This window comes from Stenotrophomonas sp. 2694, assembly GCF_040548715.1.
Taxonomy (GTDB): Bacteria; Pseudomonadota; Gammaproteobacteria; order Xanthomonadales; family Xanthomonadaceae; genus Stenotrophomonas; species Stenotrophomonas indicatrix.
Genome location: NZ_JBEPSG010000013.1, coordinates 1 through 25,173, shown reverse-complemented (window position 1 = coordinate 25,173; position 25,173 = coordinate 1). Strand labels below are relative to the sequence as shown.

17 protein-coding genes and 1 tRNA gene are annotated in these 25,173 nt (G+C 66.8%); 11 read left to right on the top strand and 7 right to left on the bottom strand.

Features of this window, described 5'->3' with window-relative positions; genetic code table 11:
• Positions 1-19: 19 nt before the first annotated feature.
• Entirely contained in the window at positions 20-9,277 is a 9,258-nt protein-coding gene (locus ABIA73_RS14980; protein WP_354275971.1) for an autotransporter-associated beta strand repeat-containing protein, read from the top strand.
• Positions 9,278-9,332: 55 nt separating this feature from the next.
• Here ABIA73_RS14980 and ABIA73_RS14975 read toward each other — a convergent pair whose 3' ends face one another.
• The gene (locus ABIA73_RS14975; protein ID WP_263929799.1) at positions 9,333-9,776 is read right to left on the bottom strand and encodes a GNAT family N-acetyltransferase; all 444 of its coding nucleotides are present in this window, start codon (positions 9,774-9,776) and stop codon (positions 9,333-9,335) included.
• 123 nt (positions 9,777-9,899) lie between these two features.
• On the opposite strand from ABIA73_RS14975, the gene ABIA73_RS14970 reads away from it, so the two are divergent.
• On the top strand, positions 9,900-10,694 hold the full coding sequence (locus ABIA73_RS14970; protein WP_088101172.1) for an isocitrate lyase/PEP mutase family protein: 795 nt from the start codon (positions 9,900-9,902) through the stop codon (positions 10,692-10,694).
• 755 nt (positions 10,695-11,449) lie between these two features.
• On the opposite strand, the gene ABIA73_RS14965 is transcribed toward ABIA73_RS14970, so the two are convergent.
• Positions 11,450-11,542, bottom strand: a tRNA-Ser gene (locus ABIA73_RS14965).
• A 122-nt stretch (positions 11,543-11,664) separates the two neighbouring features.
• Between ABIA73_RS14965 and dnaX the strand changes: the two genes are divergently transcribed.
• The 4 genes from dnaX (at position 11,665) to ABIA73_RS14945 (ending at position 15,225) form a co-directional block, all read left to right on the top strand.
• The gene (dnaX, locus tag ABIA73_RS14960) at positions 11,665-13,761 is read left to right on the top strand and encodes a DNA polymerase III subunit gamma/tau (protein WP_354275984.1); all 2,097 of its coding nucleotides are present in this window, start codon (positions 11,665-11,667) and stop codon (positions 13,759-13,761) included.
• A 6-nt stretch (positions 13,762-13,767) separates the two neighbouring features.
• Positions 13,768-14,088: a YbaB/EbfC family nucleoid-associated protein gene (locus tag ABIA73_RS14955; RefSeq protein ID WP_025879376.1), complete on the top strand. Its 321-nt coding sequence runs from the start codon at positions 13,768-13,770 to the stop codon at positions 14,086-14,088.
• A 111-nt stretch (positions 14,089-14,199) separates the two neighbouring features.
• Positions 14,200-14,799, top strand: coding sequence for a recombination mediator RecR (recR, locus tag ABIA73_RS14950; protein ID WP_025879377.1), 600 nt, complete (start codon positions 14,200-14,202; stop codon positions 14,797-14,799).
• 66 nt (positions 14,800-14,865) lie between these two features.
• Positions 14,866-15,225 (top strand): histidine triad nucleotide-binding protein, encoded by a 360-nt coding sequence (locus tag ABIA73_RS14945; protein WP_032977365.1) that lies wholly within the window; start codon positions 14,866-14,868, stop codon positions 15,223-15,225.
• 121 nt (positions 15,226-15,346) lie between these two features.
• Here ABIA73_RS14945 and ABIA73_RS14940 read toward each other — a convergent pair whose 3' ends face one another.
• The 4 genes from ABIA73_RS14940 to ABIA73_RS14925 are packed head-to-tail and all read right to left on the bottom strand — an operon-like array spanning position 15,347 to position 19,713.
• Positions 15,347-15,874: a Slp family lipoprotein gene (locus tag ABIA73_RS14940; protein WP_025879379.1), complete on the bottom strand. Its 528-nt coding sequence runs from the start codon at positions 15,872-15,874 to the stop codon at positions 15,347-15,349.
• Positions 15,871-17,820 (bottom strand): transglutaminase TgpA family protein, encoded by a 1,950-nt coding sequence (locus ABIA73_RS14935; protein ID WP_313283057.1) that lies wholly within the window; start codon positions 17,818-17,820, stop codon positions 15,871-15,873. Before ABIA73_RS14935 ends, ABIA73_RS14940 begins: the two co-directional genes overlap by 4 nt.
• Positions 17,813-18,757, bottom strand: a complete 945-nt coding sequence (locus ABIA73_RS14930) for a DUF58 domain-containing protein (RefSeq protein WP_354275970.1) — start codon at positions 18,755-18,757, stop codon at positions 17,813-17,815. The genes ABIA73_RS14935 and ABIA73_RS14930 overlap by 8 nt, the downstream gene beginning before the upstream one ends.
• Positions 18,758-18,759: 2 nt before the next feature.
• A complete protein-coding gene (locus ABIA73_RS14925) occupies positions 18,760-19,713 on the bottom strand; it encodes an AAA family ATPase (protein ID WP_059063237.1) in 954 nt (317 codons plus the stop codon).
• 44 nt (positions 19,714-19,757) lie between these two features.
• Here ABIA73_RS14925 and ABIA73_RS14920 point away from each other — a divergent pair, with 44 nt between their 5' ends.
• The gene (locus ABIA73_RS14920; RefSeq protein ID WP_354275969.1) at positions 19,758-21,599 is read left to right on the top strand and encodes a glycosyltransferase family 39 protein; all 1,842 of its coding nucleotides are present in this window, start codon (positions 19,758-19,760) and stop codon (positions 21,597-21,599) included.
• 22 nt (positions 21,600-21,621) lie between these two features.
• On the opposite strand, the gene ABIA73_RS14915 is transcribed toward ABIA73_RS14920, so the two are convergent.
• Positions 21,622-22,194, bottom strand: coding sequence for a Maf family protein (locus tag ABIA73_RS14915; RefSeq protein ID WP_223482020.1), 573 nt, complete (start codon positions 22,192-22,194; stop codon positions 21,622-21,624).
• 114 nt (positions 22,195-22,308) lie between these two features.
• Here ABIA73_RS14915 and ABIA73_RS14910 point away from each other — a divergent pair, with 114 nt between their 5' ends.
• The 4 genes from ABIA73_RS14910 (at position 22,309) to ABIA73_RS14895 (ending at position 25,045) form a co-directional block, all read left to right on the top strand.
• Complete coding sequence (locus ABIA73_RS14910; protein ID WP_354275983.1) at positions 22,309-22,818, top strand: YceD family protein; 510 nt, start codon at positions 22,309-22,311, stop codon at positions 22,816-22,818.
• Between the two features lie 107 nt (positions 22,819-22,925).
• Positions 22,926-23,120 carry a 50S ribosomal protein L32 gene (gene rpmF / locus ABIA73_RS14905; protein WP_025879386.1) on the top strand — a complete coding sequence of 65 codons (195 nt, stop codon included), beginning with the start codon at positions 22,926-22,928 and terminating at the stop codon, positions 23,118-23,120.
• Between the two features lie 91 nt (positions 23,121-23,211).
• Positions 23,212-24,189, top strand: coding sequence for a beta-ketoacyl-ACP synthase III (locus ABIA73_RS14900; protein WP_025879387.1), 978 nt, complete (start codon positions 23,212-23,214; stop codon positions 24,187-24,189).
• Positions 24,190-24,262: 73 nt separating this feature from the next.
• Positions 24,263-25,045, top strand: a complete 783-nt coding sequence (locus tag ABIA73_RS14895) for a BUD32 family EKC/KEOPS complex subunit (RefSeq protein WP_140228415.1) — start codon at positions 24,263-24,265, stop codon at positions 25,043-25,045.
• Positions 25,046-25,173: the final 128 nt, after the last annotated feature.

Below are 25,173 nucleotides of genomic sequence, written 5' to 3'. Positions count from 1 at the left end.
ATTTCATGGAGATTCACCGATGAACCGCATTTACCGTCTGGTTTTCAACCGTGCCCTGGGTGTGATGCAGGTGGCCTCGGAAATCACCCAGAATCCGACGGGAGGCGGTATCACGGCAACACGGCGCGGGATGAAACTACAGCGATTGGCAGTGGCGTTGGCGGCCACACTGGCCAGCGGCTCGGCGTTTGCAGCCTGCACCACGGCCGGTGCGGTGATTACCTGCGATGGCGCGACGGACCAGAACAATCTTTCCAGTACCGCCAATGGCGTGACCCTGAACATCGCCACCGGCGCGGTGCTGAGCGTGCCGCCGGTACTGGGGGGCACTGCGGTGACGCTGTCCGGCAACGGCATCACGGTGAACAACCAGGGCACGATCGATCCCACCATCAACGGCGGCTTGAGCCTTGCGGCGGCAGGCATGGTGCTGGGCAACAACACTGCCGGTGGCAATACCATCAACGTCAACAACCAGGCGGGCGGCAGCATCAAGGGCCTGGTCAACATCGGTTCGATTCTTGGGTTTGGTGGACAGGCACTGGTCACGCAGAACGCTGCCGGTGGTGTCACCAACATCACCAATGACGGCACCGTGGACATGTCCATCCTCGGGGCGGGGCTGTTCACCACTGCCGACGCCGCTGCCATCGTCAGCTACGGCGGTGCGCAGACCAACCTCACCAACAGCGGCAGCATCACCGGCCGCATAGGTCTGGGCGGATCAACAGCGGGCAACCATGTGATCAACGCCGGCAGCATCACCGGCAGCGTGCACCTGGGCAACTCCACGACGACGGGAAACACGTTCACCGCCGTGTCCGGTTCAAGCGTCAACCGCGGCGTGCTGGCAACGGGCATTGCGGGCGTTCTGGGCACCGTAGGCGTGAATCTGGCCGCTGCCGGCATTGTCGATGGCGGTACCGGTGCCAGCGATCGCCTGCTGCTGCAGAACAGCGCTTCGGGCCCGGGCGCGGGTACCGGCGGGACGGTGACCAACCTCGTTTGGGGCAATTACACTGGATTCGAGAACCTGACCGTCAACAGTGGTACCTGGAATCTGCAAGGTGCCTGGACCGGAACCAGTGCCACGATCAACGATGGCTTGGTCAACTTCAACAACGCGGCGTCATTCGGTACCGGTACCTTCAACGTCAACGGCGGCGCCATCGCGGCATCGGCGGGCGGGCTCACGCTTGCAAATTCCTTTGCGCTCAACACTGGCAGACTGACGTTGGGCGGCACCAACCCCTTCAGCTTGAGTGGTGTGCTGTCCGGTGCTGGCGGCCTGACCGTGACCAACACCGGTGTGGTCACGCTGGGCGGCGCGAACCTGTTCGGTGGTGGCGTCAACCTCAATGCTGGCGGATTGCTGCTGGGCAACGCAGGTGCGCTGGGCAGCGGCAACCTGACGGTAGGTGGTGCCGCGTCGCTGGATACCAGCGGGGCCTTCAATCTCGCCAACAACATCGTCGTCAACGGTGGTGGCAGTCTGAATCTGGTCGGCACCAATGCGTTGACGTTGAACGGTGCGCTGTCTGGTGCCGGCAACCTGGTGAAGAACGGCGCCGGCACGCTCACCCTGGGCGGTGCAAACACGCTTACCGGCAATGTCTCGATCGCGGGCGGCGCGTTGGCGCTCGGTGCAGGTGGCAGCCTGTCACCGACCGCTGCGATCTCGCTCACGGCAGGCACGTCGCTGGACCTCACTGCCGCAGCCAACCAGACCGTCGGCTCGCTGTCCGGGCTTGGTGGAACGGTCAGCCTGGGCACTCGCACACTTGCTCTAGGCGGTCTCGGCAATACCTCCTTCGCCGGCAACTTCACTGGCACTACCGGTGGCCTGGTCAAGGTCGGTACCGGAGTGCAGACACTGTCCGGCAGCAACAGCTTGACCGGTGGTTTTGCCCTGAATGGCGGCGGCCTGCTGCTCGGCAACAACGGTGCATTGGGAACGGGTGTGCTGAGCGTGGGCGGCGAGGTCACGCTGGATGGCACCACCGCAGCGCTCACCCTGGCCAACGACATCACGCTCGGCGCCGGTGGCTCGCTCGCGCTGCAGGGCGGCCAGCCCGTGGTGTTGAACGGGGTGATCTCCGGCGTCGGCAACCTTGGCAAGAACGGCGCATCTCTGCTCACGTTGAACGGCACCAACACGTTCAGTGGCGGCCTCGTCGTCAACGGTGGCGGCCTGCTGCTGGGCAACAGCAGTGCGCTCGGTACCGGCCTGCTGGACATCAACAACGCTGCGACGCTGGATACCTCTTCAGCCCTGACCCTGGGCAATGACGTGATCATCGGCGCGGCAGGTTCGTTGAACGTGCTGGGTGGCAACGCGCTGACACTGGGCGGTGCGATTTCCGGTGGTGGCGGCCTGATAAAGAGCGGGGCTTCGACACTGACGCTCAACGGCGCCAATACCTTCACCGGTGGTTTGAACGTTGCTGCCGGCACGGTGGCGCTGGGCAGTGGTGGCAGCCTGGCCGCGACTGGCGCGGTCAGCCTGTCGGGGGCTGGGGCGGCGCTGGATCTTTCCCTGGGTGGTAACCAGACCATCGGTGCACTGTCCGGCGTGGCAGGTTCCACCGTGGCATTGGGCGGCAATACGCTCACCTTTGGCAGTGCGGCCGACCAGGTCTTCGCCGGTGTGATCAGTGGCGTCGGCGGAGGCCTGGTAAAGAACGGAAGTGGCGTACAGACGTTGACCGGCGCAAACACCTTCACCGGCGGCGTCGCGCTCAATGCTGGCGGTCTGCTGCTGGGCAACAGCGGTGCACTGGGCACCGGCGCGCTCAGCGTCAACGGTGCCGCGACGTTGGACGGCAGCTCTGCGCTGACCCTGGGCAACGCGGTCAACCTCGGTGCCGCGCTGACCCTGGGCGGCAGCAACAACATCACCCTGACCGGCGACATCTCCGGCGTCGGCAGCCTGACCAAGAACGGCGCCTCGCTGTTGACCTTGAACGGCACCAATGGCTTCAGCGGTGGCCTCAACCTCAATGCCGGCAGCGTGCTGCTGGGCAGCAGTGCGGCGGCCGGCACCGGCGCGCTGAACATCGGCGGCAACGTGTCGCTGGACGCGGCGGTTGCGCTGAACCTGAGCAACAACGTGGCCTTGGGTACCGGTGCGATTCTTACGCTCCCCGGCAGCCAGAACATCACGCTGGGCGGCGTGGTGTCCGGCGACGGTGGCCTGGCGAAGAGCGGCGCCACGGTGTTGACGCTCAACGGTGCCAACACCTTCGGTGGCGGCCTGAACCTGGCGGGCGGCGGCCTGTTGCTGGGCAACAGTGGAGCGCTGGGAACCGGCGCGCTGAACGTTGCTGCGAATGCCAGCCTGGATAACAGCATTGCGCTTGACCTGACCAATGCGGTCAACCTTGGCGCCGGCTCGGCACTGACGCTGATCGGCAGCAATGCACTCACGCTCGATGGCGTGATTTCCGGCACCGGCAGTCTGGTCAAGAACGGCGCCGGCACGTTGACCCTCGGCAACGCCAACGGCTTCAGTGGCGGCCTGGCGTTGAATGGCGGCAACCTGCAGTTGGGCAACGCCGGCGCTCTGGGAACGGGTGCGCTCAACGTCGGCGGCAATGCAACGCTGGACACTGCCGCCGCCTACACCGTGGGCAACGCGATCAACCTGGCCTCGGGCACGACGCTTGCCCTGCAGGGCAGCAATGCGCTGACGCTCGGCGGCGTGGTGTCCGGCAATGGTGCACTGGTCAAGAACGGTGCAGCCACACTGACCCTGGCCAATGCGAACACCTACACCGGCAGCACCACGATCAATGCCGGAACCCTGGCGCTTGGCGCAGGCGGCAGCCTGGCTGTCGGGGGTGACGTCACCCTCGGCGGCGCCGGCGCGGGCTTTGACCTATCGGCGGCAACCGGCAACCAGACCATCGGCGCGCTGAATGGCGTGGTCGGTTCGACGGTCGCGCTGGGAGGAAACTCGCTGACCTTTGGTACGGCAGCCGATGCGGTGTTCGATGGCGTGATCAGCGGAGGCGGTGGCCTGGTCAAGGTGGGCGCGGGCGTGCAGACGCTGTCCGCTGCCAACACCTTCGGCGGCGGCGTCAGCCTCAATGCCGGTGGCCTGCTGCTCGGCAATGATGCGGCACTGGGCAGTGGTGCGCTGACCGTGGGTGGCGCGGCCACCCTCGACACCAGCCTGGCGGCAACACTGGTCAACAACATCGCCCTCAATGCCGGCCTGACCGTGCTGGGCAGCAACGCGCTGACGCTCAACGGGGTGATCTCCGGCACCGGCAGCCTGACCAAGAATGGTGCTGCCACGCTGACCTTGAACGGCGTGAACACCTATACCGGCGGCACCAACGTCAACGCCGGCACGCTGGCCCTGGGAGCAGGTGCAAGCCTGGCCGCCAGCGGCATCGTCAACCTGGCAACCGGCGCTACGCTGGATCTCTCCGCGGGCAACGGTGCCCAGACCTTCGGCACCCTGACCGGTAGTGGCACGGTCAACCTGGGCGCAAACTCGATCACTGTCGGCGGACCGACCAACGGTGTCTTCAGCGGATCCATCGCCGGCACCGGCGGCCTGATCAAGGAGGGGACCGGTACTGAAACGCTGACCGGTACCAACACCTTCACCGGTGGCACCCTGATCAATGCGGGAACGCTGGCGATCGGTGCCGGTGGCAGCCTGGCGGCAACCGGTGCAGTCACGCTTTCCGCGCCGGGCACCGGCTTCGACATCTCCGTTGCTGGCAACCAGACCATCGGCGCGCTCAACGGCGTCGCTGGCAGCACCGTGGCGCTGGGCGGAAATACGCTGACCTTCGGCGGCGTTGGCAACGGGACCTTCGATGGCGTGATCGGTGGGACCGGCGGGCTGGTCAAGAACGGTACGGGCATCCAGACGTTGGGCGGCGCCAACGTCTTCGGTGGCGGGGTGGCACTCAATGGTGGCGGCCTGGTGGTGGGCAACAATGCCGCGCTGGGTACCGACGCGCTGACCGTGGGCGCCAACGCATCGCTGGACAGCAGCATCGCTGCGAACCTCGGCAACGACATCGGCCTGCTGGCCGGTGCCACGCTCAACCTGCTTGGCAGCAATGCATTGACGCTGGGCGGGGCGGTCACCGGCGATGGTGGCCTGATCAAGAACGGCGCGGCGACGGTCACCCTGACCGGCAGCAACACCTTCACCGGCGGCACGGTCATCAACAGCGGCACGCTGGCGATCGGGGCGGGCGGCAGCCTGTCGCCGACCGGCGCGGTGAACCTGGCCGGTACCGGCACCTTCGACATCTCCGCCGGCGGCAACCAGAGCATCGGTTCGCTGGCGGGCGTGGCCGGCAGCACGGTGTCGTTGGGGGGCAGCAGCCTGACGCTGGGAGGTACCACCGACGCGACCTTCAACGGTGCCCTGACCGGCAGCGGTGGGCTGGTCAAGAATGGCAGCGGCGTGCAGACCCTCAACGGTGCCAGCACGTTCGGTGGCGGCGTCACCCTCAATGCGGGTGGCCTGGTGGTGGGCAACAACGCTGCGCTGGGAACCGGCACGTTGACCGTTGGGGGCGCTTCCACGCTCGATTCCAGCGGTGCGGTGACCTTGGCCAACAACATGGTGCTCAACGCCGGCCTGACCGTACTTGGCAGCAACGATCTCACCCTCAACGGCAATCTGTCGGGGGCCGGCAGCTTGACCAAGGACGGCGTTGCTACCCTCACGTTGAACGGCACCAACACCTATACCGGCGGCACCTACATCAACGCGGGCACGCTCGCGCTCGGTGCCGGTGCCAGCCTCAGCGCAGGCGGTATCGTCAATCTGGCCACGGGTGCCACCTTCGATCTTTCGGCCGGCAGCGGCACGCAGGTATTCGGCACGCTGATCGGCAATGGCACGGTCAACCTCGGCGCGAACACGTTGACCATCGGCGATGCCACCAATGGTGTATTCAGTGGTTCGATCGGCGGCACTGGTGGACTGATCAAGGAGGGCACCGGTACCGAAACATTGACCGGCACCAACACCTTCACTGGCGGCACCACCATCAACGCCGGCACGCTGGCGATCGGCGCCGGTGGCAGCCTGGCCGCTACCGGCGCAGTGAACCTGGCCAACGCCGGTACCGGTTTTGACATCTCCAGCGGTGGCAACCAGGCCATCGGTACATTGTCCGGCGTTGCCGGCAGCACGATCAGCCTTGGCGGCAACACACTGACCACCAACGCAGCGGGCAACAGCACCTTTGCCGGGGACATCAGTGGCGCCGGTGGCCTGGTCAAGAACGGTGCCGGCGTGCTCGGCCTGACCGGCAGCAACACCTTCGGTGGCGGAGTGGTGCTCAACGCCGGTGGTCTGTCGCTGGGCGGCAGTGGTGCCCTGGGCACCGGCACGCTGACCGTAGGCGGTGACGCCACGCTGGACGGCAGTGTGCCGCTGACCCTGGCCAACAACGTGCAGCTGGCAAGCGGCACGTTGACCCTGCTGGGGGGCACGCCGCTGACGCTGGACGGTGACATCGCCGGCAGTGGCAGCCTGCTCAAGGATGGTGCGGCGACGGTGACCCTGGGCGGCGCCAGCAGCTACACCGGCACCACGACGATCAACAGCGGCACCCTGGCGGTCGCCGCCGGTGGCAGCCTGTCCTCGGCCAGCACGGTGAACCTGGCCGGCGCCGGAACGCTGGACATCAGTGCGGCCGGCAACCAGGCCATTGGTGGCCTGGCCGGTGTTGCCAGCGGCAACGTGGTGCTCGGCGGTTCCACCCTGACCACCGGCGGCAGCAATGCCAGCACCACCTTCGGTGGCACCATCGGTGGCAGCGGTGGCCTGGTGCAGACCGGCACCGGCACGTTGACCCTGACCGGCAACAACACCTACACCGGTGGAACCACCATCAACGGTGGCAGCACCTTGCAGATCGGCAATGGCGGCGCGACCGGTGCGATCGTCGGCGACGTGACCAACAACGGCGCACTGGTGGTCAACCTGTCGGGCAACACGACACTCGGTGGCACCGTCAGCGGCAGCGGTGGCCTGACCCAGGCCGGCAGCGGCACGCTGACGCTGACCGGCAACAATACCTATACCGGCGGCACCACCATCAATACCGGTGGCACCCTGCAGGTGGGCAATGGTGGTGCAACGGGGTCGATCATCGGCGACGTCGGCAACAACGGCAGCTTGGTGTTCAACGTGGGTGGCAACACTACGCTCGCGGGCGCGGTCAGCGGCAGCGGCGGTCTGACCCAGGCCGGTGCCGGTACGCTGACCCTGACCGGCAACAACACCTACACCGGCGGTACCACCATCAACACCGGCGGTACGTTGCAGGTGGGCAATGGTGGCGCCACGGGTGCGATCACCGGCAACGTCAGCAACAACGGCAGCCTGGTGTTCAACGTCGGCGGCAATACCACGCTTGGTGGCGTGGTCAGTGGCAGCGGCGGGTTGACCCAGGCCGGCAGCGGCACGCTGGTCCTTACCGGCAACAACACCTATACCGGTGGCACCACGATCAACACCGGCGGTACCGTGCAGATCGGCAACGGCGGCGCCAGCGGCGCGGTCACCGGCAACATCACCAACAACGGTGGCCTGGTGGTCAACACCGGCAGCACCACCACGCTGGGTGGCAGCATCAGTGGCGCGGGCAGCATCGTGCAGGCCGGCCCTGGCCTGCTCAACCTGGGCGGCAACAGTGGCGGATTCACCGGTACCGGTCAGGTCACCGGTGGTGGCCTGAATGTCACCGGCACCGTCGGTGGCCAATGGACCATCGGCAGCGGCACCACGTTGTCGGGTACCGGCACCATCGGCGGCAGCGCTGGCGGCGTCACCGTGAGCAGCGGCGGTGTGCTGTCGCCGGGCAACGGCCCGGGCAATGGCAGCAGTGGCGGCAACGGTACGGGCGCGATCACCGTGGGCGGCAACCTGACCCTGGCACCGGGCAGCACGCTGTCGGTCGACCTGGGCGCTACCGGCAGTGACGTGGTGCAGGTGGGCGGCAGCGCGAACATCGGTGGTGCATCGGTGGTGGTCAATGCCATCGACCCGAACACCAGCTACCAGCAGGGCCAGCAGTACACGATCATCAACGCAGGCGGCGGCGTCAGCGGGCAGTTCGTGCCTCCCACCACCACCTCGGCGTTCCTCTCACTGAGCCCGGTCTACACAGCGAATGCCGCGCAGCTGAAGATCGATGTGAAGCAGACAGCGGCCTTCGTCACGGCTGCGCAGACCCGCAACCAGCTGGGCGTGGCATCGGCGCTGGACAGCCTGCCGCAGACCGGCGCGGCGCTGGGCCTGTACAACACGCTGCTGGCCTACGACACCGCCACCGCGCGCAACGCGTTCAACCAGCTCTCCGGTGAAGTGCATGCAGCCAGCCGTGCAGTGCTGCTGTACGACAACTACCTGGAAGAGGGCATCCGCCAGCGTCTTGGCAGCGAGTTGCCGACGGTGCGTGGCGAGCGTGCTTCGGCATGGCTGGCGGGTAGCGGCAAGGTGTTCAAGCAGGACGGCGATGGCAACGGTGACGAGATCCGTGCCAACCGCAATGCACTGATGGCCGGCGTCGATTGGAAGCTCGGCGAGCATGTGGTGCTGGGTGCGGCGGCGGGCAGCGAGCGGCTGGACACGCGGCTGTACGATCGCCAGTCGCGTGCACGCCTGCGTGGCAACACCTATGGACTGTATGCGCAGGGCGAGTGGAACAACGGATTTGCGGTCGGTGGCAGTGTGTCGCGCGGCGATTACCGCACGCGCACCACGCGTGAAGTGCCGCTGCTGGCACAGACGCTGCACAGCCGCCAGGATTCGGATGTCACCATCGCCCAGATCGAAGGCAGCTGGACCTGGACCCATGGCAGGACGCAACTGCAACCGTATGTGCAGTTCACCAAACACTGGGTGGACAGCGATCGCGCGGTGGAGCAGGGCGGCAGCGCGGCGCTGGTGCTGGAGGGCGGCAAGGACACGCTCAATGTCAGCACCGTCGGCGTACGCGGCCGCTGGGATGTGGGCAGCGGCGAGCGCTATCCGGCACAGCTGACGGTCGGGCTGGGCTGGCAGCATGCGTCCGGTGACACCGACGTGGCCAGCCGGCAGAGCTTCGCCGTCGGTGGCACTGCGTTCGATGCCTACAGTGCCGTGATGGCGCGCAACGCACTGGTCAGCCAGGTCGGTGTGGCCGTCGGCCTGGGACGCAGCAGCCAGCTGTCGCTGTTCGTGCAGGGCCAGCATGGCGACGGTCGCAACGATATCGGTGGCCAGTTGAACCTGCGCGTCGGGTTCTGAGCCAGCGCGTGTCTTCGACGGATCCACGCCATGCGTGGATCCGTCGAGAGCCGGGTTACAGCACCCGCTGCATCTCCACGGCGTCGATTCCGGCGCCGTGGCCATCGGCTACCACGCGTACCACCTGGAAGCCGAGGCCGGCATAGAAGCCCTGCGTGTGCTGGCTGGTGCTGAGCGTAATGCGCTGGACCGATGGGTCTGCTTCAGCCTGATGCAGGCGGGCCACTGCCAGCGCGCGTCCCAGCCCCTGTCTGTGGCGACTTCGTTCGACCATGCCCCAGCACAAGCTGGCGCTGCCATCGCCGCAGTGCCAGAGGCCGCCGCAGGCCACCACCTGGCCCTCGACCTCGATCACCTGGAAGGCGCGCTGCACGGCATGTTCGTGCAGGAAGCGCTCGAAGTCACCCCGCTCTGCGGGTGCGAAGTAGGTGGGCACGTTGCTGTCGAAGATCGACAGGCAGGCGGTGATGTCGGTGCAGCGGTAGGGGCGGGGTGTCATGAATGACTGTCATCGTGGTGGCGGGCACATTGTGCGCGAGGTCCGGACCATTGATGTCCGGATATGGCGAGCCCGGAAACCGGTCCGGACGCAGACTGCGGGTCCCCGTCATCAGGAGTTTCCATGTCCAACGTTCACCAGAACTTCGTTCAACTCCATCAACGCGCTGGTCTTTATGTGCTGCCCAACGTATGGGATGCCGGTGGCGCCCGCCTGGTCCAGCAGCTGGGAGCTGTCGCGGTGGGAACATCGAGTGCTGCCATGGCGTGGTCCTGCGGTTATGCCGATGGCGGTGCGCTGCCGGATACCGCGCTGCTGCAGCGGGTTTCAGAAATTGTTGGTGTGACCTCGCTGCCGGTCACGGTCGATATCGAGGACGGTTACAGCGATGTCCCCGATGCGGTCGCTGAGCGGGTGCTGCGCCTGGTGGAGGCGGGTGCGGTAGGGATCAACATCGAAGACGGTGCCGGCAGCCCTGCGGCGCTGGTGGGCAAGATCACCGCCATCCGTTCGGCGCTGGGCGGACGATCGCTGTTCATCAATGCGCGCACCGATGTGTATCTGCGCGGCCTGGCCGAACGGGACGAGGCGGTCAGGATGAGCATCGATCGGCTGCAGGCCTATGCACGTGCCGGTGCCGACGGCGGCTTCGTGCCCGGGCTTCACGCGCTGGACGAGGCTGCTGCAGTTGCCAGCGGCGTGTCGCTGCCTCTCAACCTGATGTGGCTGCCGGGGATGGCGCCGTTTGCTGCGCTGTCGCAGGCCGGTGTGCGGCGGCTCAGCGCGGGTCCGGCCTTGTTCATGCACGCATGGACAGCGATGGCTGCGGCGACCACGGATTTTCTCGGCGGTGTGATGGCGATGCCCGAGGGCGCACCGGGCTATGCGGCCTTGAACCAGCTGTTCAGCGAAAGGTGAGGGCGCCAAGGCGGGGCGCGCCGACAGGCTCGACCACGGGCGGGTAGTCGATGCGACCGGGCCGAGGCATCCACGCATGGCGTGGATCTACTGCCATAGCTGGAGGAACAAGCCCCTCTGTTGAGGGGCTGCCCCGACAGGGGCGGGGAGAGGCCGGCGAAGGGAGGGGCCCGAACGTTGCGCAGCAACGTTTGGGGCGAAGCGCGCGCAGCGCACTTCGCGTCCCCAGCCAGATTAATAAAAAGGGCTGCTGTCCGGCTCTATCCCTGCAGGCCGTCGAACCTGGGCGGACGCGGTTCCTTCGGTCATCCACGCATGGCGTGGATCTACTGCCGTATCTGGGGGAACAAGCCCTTCTGTTGAGGGGCTGCCCCGACAGGGGCGGGGAGAGGCCGGCGAAGGGAGGGGGCCGAACGTTGCGCAGCAACGTTTGGGGCGAAGCGTGCGGAACGCGCGTCGCGTCCCCAGCCAGATGATTAAAAAAGGGCTGCTGTCCGGCTCTACCCCTGCAGGCCGTCGAACCTGGGCGGACGCGGTTCCTTCGGTCATCCACGCATGGCGTGGATCTACTGCCGTATCTGGGGGAACAAGCCCCTCTGTTGAGGGGCTGCCCCGACAGGGGCGGGGAGAGGCCGGCGAAGGGGGGGCCCGAACGTTGCGCAGCAACGTTTGGGGCGAAGCGCGCGCAGCGCACTTCGCGTCCCCAGCCAGATAAATAAAAAAGGCCGCCCGAAGGGCAGCCTTTTTTATTTATCTGGCGGAGAGAGGGGGATTCGAACCCCCGAAGCGCGGTTTAGACGCTTACACACTTTCCAGGCGTGCTCCTTCAACCACTCGGACACCTCTCCGGATCCCTGCCATCGGCAAACGCCTCAGCAGGGGCGCAGATTCTAGCGGGCGCAGCGGCAGGACACAAGCACTGGTTTGCAGGGCGAGAGGGCTGGACAGGCGTGGCACAATGGAACATCCGATGGAAGACGGTGGCCTGATGTCCTATCTCGTCCTTGCCCGCAAGTGGCGTCCGAAGCGTTTTGCCGAGCTGGTGGGCCAGGAACACGTGGTCCGTGCGCTCAGCAATGCGCTCGACAGCGGCCGGGTCCACCATGCGTTCCTGTTCACCGGTACCCGCGGCGTGGGCAAGACCACGATCGCGCGCATCTTCGCCAAGTCGCTGAACTGCGAGCAGGGCACCAGTGCCGATCCCTGCGGCCAGTGTGCGGCCTGCCTGGACATCGACGCCGGTCGCTACATCGACCTGCTGGAAATCGATGCCGCGTCCAATACCGGCGTGGACGATGTGCGCGAGGTGATCGAGAACGCCCAGTACATGCCCTCGCGTGGCAAGTACAAGGTGTACCTGATCGACGAAGTGCACATGCTGTCCAAGGCCGCGTTCAATGCGCTGCTGAAGACGCTGGAAGAACCGCCGGAACATGTGAAGTTCCTGCTGGCCACCACCGATCCGCAGAAGCTGCCGGTCACCGTGCTCAGCCGCTGCCTGCAGTTCAACCTCAAGCGCCTGGATGAAGATCAGATCCAGGGGCAGATGACCCGAATCCTCGCCGCCGAGGAGATCGAGTCGGACCCGACCGCCATCGTGCAGCTGGCCAAGGCCGCCGACGGCAGCCTGCGTGATGGCCTGTCGCTGCTCGACCAGGCCATTGCCTATGCCGGCGGTGCGCTGCGTGAGGATGTGGTGCGCACCATGCTGGGCACGGTCGACCGCACCCAGGTGGCGGCCATGCTCGATGCCCTGGCCGAGGGCGATGGCCCGCGTCTGCTGCAGGTGGTGGCGGCGCTGGCCGAGTTCTCGCCGGACTGGAGCGGGGTGCTCGATGCGCTGGCCGAGGGCCTGCACCGCATCCAGGTGCAGCAACTGGTGCCGGGCGCGTCCGCCGCTGCCGAGGGACTGGATGCCAGCGTGTTTGCTGAACGCCTGCGCCCGGAAGTGGTCCAGCTCTGGTATCAGATGGCCCTGAATGGTCGTCGCGATCTGCCATTGGCGCCCAGCCCGCGCGCCGGCTTTGAAATGGCCGTGCTGCGCATGCTGGCGTTCCGCCCTGCGGCTGCCGTGCCGTCGGTGCCGCGTGCTCCGGAATCCTCCGGTGGCAGCGCACCGACCGGTACGGGCCAGACCGGGGGCGGCCTTGCTGGCAGCCACGAGGGAGCTGCACCGGCCGCTGCTGCGGCACCAGAAGCCGCAGCGGTCACCCAGGCAGTTGCGGCACCCGTGTTGGCGGAGGCAACCGCGCAGACGCCGAACCCGGCGCCACAGCGCGAACCCGAGCCGGAGCCCGAGCCGACCCCGGAACCGGATCCGACCCCTGAACCTGAACCGGCTCCGATCGAGGAACCCGGGTCACCGCTGCCGATGAAGGCACAGTTGGCTCCCGAGGCGGCCACGCCCAACGCACCTGCCGAGGCAGATGACCTGCCGCCTTGGGCGACCGACGCGGCTGGCGCGCGCGATGAAGCGCTGGCGGCCGAGATGGCAACGCCCGACGCGGCCATGGTCGCTCCGTGGCACGAGCCGCCGGCGCCGGCTTCACCGCCGGTTGCAGAGGCTGTTGCCGCGCCGGAGCGTTCGTTCCGTGCCGAGGGTATCGACATCGCCCCGGCACCGGTTGCGGCAAAGGAAAAAGCCTCGCCGGCAGGCAGCGTCAGTGACCTGGCCTGTGCCGAAGACTGGCTCGACCTGATCGCCAACAGTGGCCTCAGCGGTCCGTCGCGACAGCTTGCGGCCAATGCGGCCTTCATCAGTTGCCAGCATGGGGTCTTGAAACTGGGCCTTTCGCCCGGATTTGAATACCTGCGCTCCGAGCGCGCGCTGGCAGCGTTGGGCGAGGTGCTGGAAAAGTCCCTTGGTCACGCGCTGAAGATCGTGGTCGAAACCGTGGAAACCGAGCAGGTCCCGGCCGAGACCCTGCACCAGCGCGCCGACCGCCAGCGTGGCGAGCGGCAGCAGGCTGCCGAGGCCATTTTCATGGACGACCCGGAAGTCCAGCTGCTGATCCAGCAGCACGGCGCCCGGGTTGTTTCCGATTCCATCCGTTCTTTTGACGAGTAAGACGACATGCGCGGCAATATCGCCCAACTGATGCAGCAGGCCCAGAAGATGCAGGAAAACCTGCAGAAGGCCCAGGAAGAAATCGCCAAGATCGAAGTGACCGGCAGCGCCGGTGGCGGCATGGTCAGCGTTACCCTGACCGGCGCCAAGGAGTGCCGCAAGGTACGCATCGATCCGTCGCTGGCCAGTGATCCGGAAATGCTGGAAGACCTGATCGCCGCCGCCTTCAACGACGCATCGAACAAGATCGACGCCGAGTCGAAGTCGAAGATGGGTTCGGCCACTGCCGGCATGCAGCTGCCGCCGGGCATGAAGATGCCGTTCTGATGTCCGGCCTGGCACCCGCACTGCCGGGTGCCATGCACTGTGTAGCGTCGAGCGTGCTCGATTGCCCGCAACTTCCAGTCGAGCACGCTCGGCTCTACAGAACACGCCGCCGTGTCCGCACCCCTGCTTGAACAACTGATCGATGCACTGCGGGTGTTGCCTGGCGTAGGCCAGAAGACGGCCCAGCGCATGGCTTACCACCTGCTCGAACGCGAGCGCGAAGGTGGCAAACGCCTTGCCGAGACGCTGGCGCAGGCGGTTGAACGCATCGGTCACTGTGCGCAGTGCCGCGACTTCAGCGAAACCGAGCTGTGCCCGACCTGCGCCAATGGCAGCCGCGAGCGCAGCCAGCTGTGCGTGGTGGAATCGCCGGCTGACCGCCTGGCGATCGAGAACGCCACCGGCTATCGCGGCGTTTACTTCGTGCTGCAGGGGCGCCTGTCGCCGCTGGATGGCATCGGCCCGCGCGAGCTGGGTCTGGAGCAGCTGGAACAGCGCCTGGCCGAGGCGGAGGTGCAGGAACTGATCATTGCCACCAGCGCCACCGTCGAAGGCGAAGCTACCGCGCACTATCTCGCGCAGCTGGCGCGCGCCCGCCAGGTGCGGCCGAGTCGACTGGCCCAGGGCCTGCCCCTCGGTGGTGAGCTGGAGTACGTCGATCGCGGCACGCTGTCGCACGCGTTCGGCACCCGCAGCGAAGTGCGCGATTGAGTCGATGCCGGGCATGCCCCGGCGTTACCGGCCTACAATGCGGAAAACACCCCGCCGAGGCCGACCATGAGCAGCGAAACCCTCTTCAGCAAGATCATCCGTCGCGAGATCCCGGCCACCATCGTCTATGAAGACGACGACGTGCTGGCGTTCAAGGACATCGCACCGCAGGCGCCGGTGCACGTGCTGTTCATTCCGAAGAACGAGATCATTCCGACCCTGGATGACCTGCAGCCATCGCAGGCGCACCTGATCGGCAAGCTGGCGCTGGCCGCCGCCGAGTACGCGCGTCGGGAAGGTTTCGCGCAGGACGGCTACCGCATCGTGATGAACTGCCGTGAAGATGCCGGGCAGACCGTGTTCCATATCCACATGCATCTGCTGGCTGGCGCGCCGCTGGGTCACTTCGGTACGCCAGGGCGTTGAGGCGGCCATCCACGCATGGCGTGGATCTACTGTTGTTGGTGCGCTGTCGATCCACGCCATGCGTGGATGAAAAAAGGCCGCCCGATGGGCGGCCTTGTGCATCATGCGTACCGGGCCTGGACTACCACCAGCCCCAGCCGCGGTAACCGCCCCAGTACGGGCCATACGGGCCCGGGCCCCACGGCCCGTAGGGGTAGGGCACCACATCGACCTGGCGCTGCTCCGGCCACAGGTAGATCACGTCGGCAGACAGCTTCGGCAGCCGGTAGTCGTAATCGCCGATACGGGTGTTGGCGTAGCCATCGATCTTGCCGATGAAGGTCACGTCGCGGCCGGCTTCGAACACGGCCGGATCGTAGAAGCCGGCGCGGCAGGCGATGAAGCGGCCGTCGCTGGCATCGGAAGAGGTGGTGTTCGGGCGGCCACTGCCGTTGAGCGGGCGCGAGATGATCTGGAAACAGGTCTCGCCCTGGCCGGGCTTGGTTTCGATGATCCGGCCACCCCAGCGCACCGGCGTGCCGACCTGCTGGGTGGCAACCGAGTCGCGCGGGGAAACCAGGCTGAACTGTCCCTGCAGCGGCTTGGGGGCCGTGGCGCAGGCCGACAAGGCCAGGGCGGCCACGGCGGTGAGGAGGAACTTGGTATTCATGGGGAGGCTCCGGAAGTCGGGCGATGCCTGCGCAGGTCCCGCAATAATGGGGCGAGCTCGGTACAAGTGCCAGCGTAGCGTGCATCAGCGAAACGCTGGCTGAGTGTGATGAGGGCCGGGTCGGGGCGCTGTGCGTGGACCCGGCGGGCCCAGTGCAGGGCCGGTTCGTGCGGTTCGCGGCCCAGCCCCAGCCGCACATAGCGCTGCCCCAGCCGGTGCCAGGCGCGCAGCAGCGGGTCACGCTCGCGTTCGCCACGGGCCAGCAGCCACGCCATCCACGCCAGCGCCAGCAACGCGGCCATCACGAAGCCGGCCAGCAGCTGTCCAGGGCCGAGGTCGTCCAGCCCGAACGGTTGCAGCAACTGCTGCTGGCGGCGCGCGTCGAAGGACAGCACCAGTTCGTTCCAGCTCCTGCGCATCCAGTCGCCGACCTGGCCCAGCTGCAGCCAGCGGTGCTGCAGGCCGGTATCGGCCCCGGCCTGCAGGCGGTCGTCGAGCGTGTCCAGGATGCGCTCGGGTGCTACTGCCGCTGTCGGATCGATGCGTACCCAGCCGCGTTGCGGCAGCCACACCTCAGCCCAGGCGTGGGCGTCCATCCGCCGCAGCACCCAGTAGTCGCCGATCCGGTTGCGCGTGCCGCCGGCGAACCCGGTGACCACCCGCGCGGGAATGCCGGCATTGCGCATCAGCACCACGAAGGCAGAGCTGAAATGCTGGCAGTAGCCGGCCTTGTACTCGAACAGGAATGCATCGACCGGATCGCGACCGGGGGCCGGTGTTGCCAGCGTGTACGAAAAGTCCGCGGTGATCCACGCCAGGGCGCGACGGACCACGGCGTCGTCGTCGGTGCCCGCTTCCTGCCGCCACTGTCGGGCCAGGCTTGCCGTGCGTGGGTTGAAGCCTTCCGGCAACTGCAGCGCAGCGCGACGCTGGTACGACGACAGCGTGGCATCGAAGCGCTGCGGCGGAGCCGAGTGCAGGCGCCACCGGCTCAGTGCGGACAATGCGCGGTCGCTGCTCAGGCTCAGGGCTGCATCCAGCCGGCTGCCCTCTGGTGCGGCAGTAGGGAGATCCAGCGCGACCAGCTGGCGACGGTCGGTGGGTTCGTAATCGATCTGATAGTCCCAGCCCTCCGTGCCGTGTTCCACGATGGCTGGCGGCAGGCCTTCGGTACGGCGGTCGCGTCGCCAGACATGCCCATCGAACTGGGTCAGTACCGGCCCGCGCCAGTAGCGCTGTGCCGGCGCTGGAACCGCGCCGAAGAACTGCGCCCGCAGGGCCGGGGTGTCGTCGGCCATCAGGTCCAGCCACTTGTCCGGCTCCATCGTGTCCGACAGCCCCGGTGTGCCGACGGCGCGTTCGGGAATGCCCCACAGCGGCGTGGCCAACCGCGGGAACAGCCAGAAGCAGGCCAGCGCCAGCGGCAGGCCGATCAGTAGCAGGCGACCGACACCACGCAGCTGCGTGGTCAGCGGCGGCGGCGCACTGCGGCCTTCACCCTGCGCCAGGCGCTGCAGCGCAATCAGGGCGCTGACGCCGGCCAGCACCGCGAGCACGGTGGTCAGCGGCCCCTGGTCGAGCAGGAAGGCAGCAAACGGTGAAAACAGGGCAAAGCCGAGCAGGCTGCGTGCATCGCGCAGGGTACGCAGCTCGCTGGACTTGATCGCCAGCATCGCCGCCAGCAGCGCGCAACCGGTATCCCGGCCGGGGCGCACCGCCCCCATCTGCCAGACGATGGCAGCAAGCATGCCCAGCACCAGCAGTACCCGCACCGGCATCGGCAGCACGCCGCGCTGTGACAGTGCTGCGGTGACGAGCGCCGCCACGGCGATCAACGCGGCCAATGCGGTGGGCAGCAGCAGCAGCAGCGGCAACAAGGCCAGTGCGGCGCTGGCCAGCGTCCACGTGCGGGTGTTGCGGTCCAGCAGCAGGGCAGGCTCAGTCATGGGGAAGCAATGCCAGCGCGCGCAGGCACAGATGGTGGTGGCCGGCGCCCTGGCCGGGGCCGAGCGGTGGCTGCATCGGCAGCAGCAGCGTATAGCGACGGCCTTCGCGCTCGGCGCTGTCCACCCAGCGTGCCAGCCGCGCGATGCGGGCCTCCTGGCCCAAGGGGGCCAGCGCGCGCCAGTCCAGCACGACCTCGATGCCTATCGGTTTTTCATACTCGCGTACCAGCAGCGTGTCGCGGCGCGCCGAGTGTTTCCAGGCAATGCTGCGGGGTGGATCCCCGGCGCGATACGGGCGCAGCTGGTGCAGTTCCTCGCCGTTGGCATGGGCGCGGGTGTGCAGCGGATCGCTGCCCTGCTGCGGCAGCGGCGGTGCCTTCGCTTCGGCCAGCGGGTAGACCAGCAGGGGTTCTTCCGGCCACACCCATGACCACGCCCTGACCAGGCCAAGCGGCTGGGTGCTGGACAGGCGGATGCGAGGCAGTTCCAGCCAGCCACGGCGTTCGCTGGGCACTTCCAGCGCGGCTTCGCCGCGGCCGTGCGCGGGCAGGTCGAGCCACGCTTCGCTGTTCCCCAGTTGCAGGTGCAGGCCATGGCGCGCCCGTGGGTCGCGCAGCGACAGGTCCACGCGCAGGCGCAGCGGCTGCCCGGCCGGCACCGGCTCGGCGGAGATCGCATCGATCTGTACGCCCGACAGCTGCAGGTGTGCGGCGATGGTGCTGGCGATCGCGGCTGCGGTCAGCAGCAGCGCCAGCAACAGGGCCGGATTGTTGTTGTAATTCAGCGCGCCCAGCAGCATCGCGACCAGCAGGCAGGCCACAAACAGGCCGAAGCGGGTGGGCAGCACATAGATGCGCCGGCGGTCCAACCGCTGCGGCAACGTCTCCGGCGTACGCGGGCGTGCCATCTGCAGCAGTCGCCGGGCATGCGATGCCATCTTCAATCGACCGCGACGGTCTGCAGGATCGCCCGTGCCAGCGCCGGCCCCGTGCTGGACTCGGCTTCGCCCACCAGGCGATGGCCCGCCACCGCCACGAACAGGGTCTGCACGTCTTCGGGCACGACGTGGCCACGGCCGAGCAGCAGCGCATGTGCCCTGGCGGCACGCAGCAGGGCCAGGCCGGCGCGCGGCGACAAGCCCACGCGTACGCCGGCGTGCTGGCGGCTGCGGGTCAGCAGAGCCTGCACGTAGTCCACCAGTGCGTCGCTGACATGCACCTGGCCGACCGCTTCGCGCAGCGTGCGGACCTGGTTGTCGTCCAGCTGCGGCAGCGCGCGGGCGATCAGGTCGCGACGATCGCTGCCACGCAGCAGTTCACGCTCGGCCTGCGCGCTCGGATAGCCCATCGCCAGCCGCAGCAGGAACCGATCCAGCTGCGAGTCGGGCAACGGGAAGGTGCCCGACAGGTCCACCGGGTTCTGCGTGGCGATCACGAAGAACGGATCGGGCAGGGCATGTGTCTGACCGTCGAGGGTGACCTGCTGCTCGGCCATCGCTTCCAGCAGGGCGCTCTGCGTGCGCGGCGGCGCCCGGTTGATCTCGTCGGCCAGCAGCACGTGGGTGAACACCGGCCCGGGATGGAACTGGAACTGGCGGCTGCCGGCGTCGTACACCGATACACCGAGCACGTCGGCAGGCAGCAGGTCGGAGGTGAACTGCACGCGCTGGAAGCTCAGCCCCAGGCTGCTGGCCAAGGCGTGGGCCAATGTGGTCTTGCCGAGACCAGGCAGGTCTTCGATCAGCAGATGGCCGCCAGAGAGCAGGGCCACGAAGGCCAGCCGCACCTCATGCACCTTGCCCAGCACCAGCGCGTTGACCTGGTCCTGCGCATTGCGCAGGGACTGACGCAGTTGATCGGTTAGCATGCTGGGCATGGGGGACGAAGCTGTCATGGTCGTCTCAAGTTCGGTAACCGGTCGATTCTATCCATACATCAATGCAGGGCGAACAGCGCGCACGTACGATTTTTCTCTGGTTATGGACGCTCGTCACAGCGGCCAAACTGGTCGTGGCCGCACGCCTGCCGTTGTTCGTCGATGAGGCGTTCTATTGGCAGGAAGGCCAGCATCTGGCTGCGGCCTATTCGGATCTGCCGGGGCTGACGGCCTGGTTGACCCGGTTGGGTGTGGAGCTTGGCGGCCAGCATGTGCTTGCGCTGCGCCTGCCGTTCCTGGCCATCGGTGCACTGCTGCCGCTGCTGGTATCGCGCATTGCAGCGCGCTGGTTCGGCAATGTTGCCGGTTGGCAGGCTGGCAGCTTGACGCTGCTGATGCCCTTGTCGGCCACGCTGGGCCTGCTGGCCGTACCTGATGTGCCGATGGCACTGGCAGCCGTGCTGTGCCTGGACGCCGGCGCACGCCTGCTGCGCAGCGTCGACGCTTCCTCGGCGGTGAAGCTGGCGCTGGGCCTGCTGATCGGTGCGCTCAGCCACTATCGCTTCATCGGTGTGATCGGCGTCGGCTTCATTGCCCTGCTGGCGCTGCCGCAGGGCCGGCGCATGCTGGCCGATCCGCGCGTCTGGGTGGCCCTGGCCGTTGGCGTACTGGCATGGCTGCCGCTGTTGGCCTGGAATGCCGACAATCACGATGCGGGTCTGAAGTTCCAGGTAGTCGAGCGCCACCCGTGGGCATTCGAGTGGCGCGGCCTGTGGTTCCTGGTGATCCAGCCGATGCTGGTGACGCCCGTCCTGTGCATCGCGATGTGGAAAGTTGCGCTGGCCGGCACCCGCAACGGCGGCGGTGCACGCGTGCAGTGGCGCTATTTCGGCCTGGTCGGTGGCGTATCGACGCTGGGCATCTTCGCCCTGGGCTTCTTCACCGATGTCGAACGCATCAGCTTCCATTGGCCGCTGCCGGGTTACCTGGCCCTGCTGGTGGCGGTGCCGGTGATCCTCAACGGCTGGCCACGCTGGTTGCGGCGTACCGGCTGGTGGCTGGCCGGGCTGGGCATGGTGCTGGCCTTCGGCTATTACCTGATGGCGTCCTCGTCATCGCTGCGCGAGCAGTTGGCCGGCGACAAGTACTACCCGCGCAACTTCGCCGGCTGGCAGCCGCTGGCTGCTGCGGTCCGCGAAGAACTGCAGCAGATGCCGGAAGGCAGCCGCGTGCTGGCCGGCAACTTCAAGGTGGGCGCCGAACTGGGCTTCCAGTTGGGCCGGGGTGACATCGACGTGCTGCCGCATCCGCTCAACGACAAGCACGGCCGCACCGCGCAGTTGGCGCAATGGGGCCAGGTGCATGAAGGTGCGCGCGAGGTGCCGATGCTGCTGGTGCTGTCGCCCAGCGATCAGCGTTTCCGCGATCTGCTCACCCGCTATCACGCCATCTGCGAACAGGTCGGGCCGCTGCCGCCACCGCGCGTGGTCAGCAACGATCACGGATTCCAGCGCTTCCTGCTGTTCCGCCTGCCGGTGCAGCGCGCGCAGGGCGCGTGCGTGACGCCTGCGCTGGCCTACCTGGACTCGCCGGCCAATGGAGACGTGGTGAACGGGACGCTGGCGATCAAGGGCTGGGCGTTCAAGGAGGGCGTTGGCCTGTCGCGGGTTGAAGTGCTGGTGGATGGTCGTTCGATCGGCGACGCCACCTATGGACGAGTGTTCGATATCCGCCACGCCTGGCCGGACAGCACCGATCCGCAACATCCGGCTGTCGGCTTCGACGCAACACTCGATACCACGACGCTGGCACCGGGAAAGCACTGGCTGGGCCTGCACCTGCACGGTCGCGATGGAAGCGTGGAGCAGTGGCAGGAGCAGCCATTCGTGGTGGGCAAGCGCTGAGGCAGCGTGCTTCGTGCCGGGGTTAAGGCACCGCGAATCCGGCCCTGCGCAGCAATCCGCACAGTGCGATCAGCGGCAGCCCGATCAGCGCCGTGGGGTCTTGGTTGTCGATGGCCTCGAACAGGCTGATGCCCAGGCCTTCGCACTTGAAGCTGCCGGCGCAGTCCAGCGGCTGCTCGATCGCCACGTAGCGGGCGATCTCGGCCGCCTGCAGCGCGCGGAAGCGCACCTGGGTCGTATCCATTGCCGAAAGTGATTCTCCGTCTCGGATGAGACTGATGGCCGTGTGGAAGCGCACCGTCTGCCCGGACATTGCCGCCAGCTGCGCGCAGGCCGCCTCGACCGTGCCCGGCTTGCCCAGCGGCTGACCGTTCAGGTCCGCCACCTGGTCCGAGCCGATCACCCAGCTGCCGGGGTGGCGGGCGGCCACCTCGGCCGCCTTCGCGCTGGCCAGGCGCGCCGCCAGCGCCAGCGGTGCCTCGTCGGCCTCCGCAGTCTCATCCACCTGCGGGCGTGCGCAGTCGAAGGGCAGGCCCAGCCGTTCCAGCAGGTCGCGGCGGTAGCGGGAGGTGGAGGCCAGGACCAAGGCAGGCATGCGGGAATTCCGGGGGCGGGGCGCGGCAGTCTGGCCCGGTACCGCCAGCCACAGCAAGCCTTTCATGGCAGTCATTTGACACACGACCTGCCGATCCTTAATATTCGGCGGCTTATGTCCGCGAACGTACCCGAAACGCTGGATGCCTGGCGGATGGTCGTAGCGCGAAGGCGCTTCGACGGTCAGGTTCCCCTGGCTGAATTGACTCGCCTGCAGGGGCTTGTCGCAGATACCGAAGGTGAGTGTAATTACTCGCTGGAATTCGGTCGCGACGAGATCTTGCGGGTATCCTATGTGGAACTGACCATCGATACCGCGTTGCCGCTGACCTGTCAGCGCAGCATGCAGCGTTTCCTGCTGCCGGTGAAGATGACCCAGAGGCTTGGCCTGATCCGCGAGGAAGACGAGGAATCGTCTTTGCCGGAGGAATACGAGCCGTTGCTGGTGCCGGAAGATGACCAGCTGCGTCCGTTGGACCTGGTCGAGGACGAGTTGGTGCTGGCGGTGCCGGTGGTACCCCTGTCGCCGTACGGTGAGGCAGTCGACAAGGACTGGGCGCCGACCGAAGAAGAAATTGAAAAGGCCAATCCGTTCGCGGCGTTGGCGGCATTGAAGAAACAATAGCAGCCGGTTGTCGTCGGCGGCTGCGGCGAAAGCGAAAAGTGTGCTGGACGCTGGCGTCCTGTGCGACGAAACGACGAAGCAAAACGAACCGAGTTTGGAGCAATCCCATGGCTGTCCAGAAATCCCGTGTTACCCCGTCCCGTCGCGGCCAGCGTCGTTCGCATGACGCCCTGAGCGCCAAGCAGCTGTCGACCGACCCGACCACCGGCGAAGTGCATCTGCGTCACCACATCACTGCTGACGGTTTCTACCGCGGCAAGAAGGTCATCCAGACCAAGTCTTCGGCTGTCCAGGAAGACTGATGTGCCGGAAGGTCGCTGCCCGCTGGGCAGCGGCCTTCGCCTTCTTTCCCGGGCACGCCGGTGAACGGCGGCTCGTGCAACAGGAAACATGATGAGCAAGCGGATCTACTCGAGGATCGCGGGCACCGGTAGCTATTTGCCGGAAAAAGTCCTGACCAACGCCGACCTGGAAAAAATGGTCGAGACCTCGGACGAGTGGATCCAGACGCGCACCGGTATCCGTGAACGGCACATCGCTGCCGAAGGCGAAACCACCAGCGATCTCGGCTACCAGGCCGCGCTGCGTGCGATCGAAGCCGCTGGTATCGACGCTTCGCAGCTCGACATGATCGTGGTCGGTACGACCACTCCTGATCTGATCTTTCCCTCCACCGCGTGCCTGATCCAGGCCAAGCTCGGTGTGAGCGGCTGTCCCGCTTTCGACGTCAACGCGGCCTGTTCGGGCTTCGTGTTCGCGCTCAGCGTGGCTGACAAATTCATCCGCTCCGGTGATGCCCGCCATGTGCTGGTGATCGGCACGGAAACCCTGACCCGCATCGTCGATTGGGAAGACCGCACCACCTGCGTGCTGTTCGGTGATGGCGCGGGCGCCGTCGTGCTCAAGGCCGACGAAGAAACCGGCATCCTCAGCACCCACCTGCATTCGGATGGCAGCAAGAAAGAGCTGCTGTGGAATCCGGTCGGCGTCTCGGTCGGTTTCGGTGAAGGCAACAACGGTGGCGGCACCATCAACATGAAGGGCAACGACGTGTTCAAGTACGCCGTCAAGGCGCTGGACTCGGTCGTGGACGAAACCCTGGATGCCAACGGCCTGACCAAGTCCGACCTGGACTGGCTGATTCCGCACCAGGCCAACCTGCGCATCATCGAAGCCACCGCCAAGCGGCTGGAGATGTCGATGGACCAGGTCGTGGTCACCGTCGACAAGCATGGCAACACCTCGTCGGCCTCGGTGCCGCTGGCGCTGGATGCTGCTGTTCGTTCCGGCAGGGTCGAGCGCGGCCAGCTGTTGCTGCTGGAAGCCTTCGGTGGTGGCTTCACGTGGGGTTCGGCACTGCTGCGCTATTGATAGTGCCAGTTACGACAACGTGAAACCGTCGTTACGGCCCCTCTGGGGCCGTAATGCGTTAAAGGAGACTGTCATGGTTGAGCCCATCGTCATCGAAGGGCAGCGCGCCTGGCTGAAGCAGTACGGCGAAGGAAGCCGAGCAGTGGCCCTGGGCCTGCTCAATTTTGTTGCCCGCCGGTTCCATCTCGATGCCCTGCGCCCGCCGCCGCACCGCGGTGGCGACGCCGCGCGCGAAACCGAGGCCCGCCGGCTGGCGGAACTGCAGGCGCAGGGCGTGAACGTGCCCGCGGTGATCGGCAGCGGCCATGCCGCGCTGGTGATCGGCGACAACGGCAGCTCGTTCAATACCTGCCTGCGCGAAGCCGACGATGCAGGCCGCGATCGCCTCGTGGCCGCGGCAATGCAGTCCATTGCCGAAGCACACGCACGTGGCGCCTATTTCGGCCAGCCGTTGCCGCGCAACCTCACCTGGGATGGCCAGAACGTCGGTTTCATCGACTTCGAAGAAGATCCGCTGGAAGTCATGGACCTGGCCGAAGCGCAGGCGCGTGACTGGCTGATGTTCGGCTATGGCGTGGCCAAGTACTACGCTGACCGCCCCGAAAGCCTGCAGGCGATGATGGCCGAGGCGATGAACGGGGTGCAGGCACCGGTACGCGCGCATGTGCACGCCGTCAGCGGCCGTCTGCAGCGCTTGGCGCGGGTGTGCATGAAGCTGGGGCGCTCGGCGCGTGCGCTGGCCCACTCCATCTTCATCACCCATGGCGCCACCACGCTGGGCCTGCTGATGGTGGTCGGCCTGTGCATGGACTGGTTTGCCGACGGCGAGCTGGACATCCTGCAGCTGCTCTGCTGATCGCGGTCCGCCGGGCATGGCCCGGCGCTACCGGTAGCGCCGGGCCAAGCCCCGGGGAACCCCGCACAGGGGGCACTACACACCCCGTCCAAACGCCCCCCGACACCCCCCCCGGACTTTTACCCCCT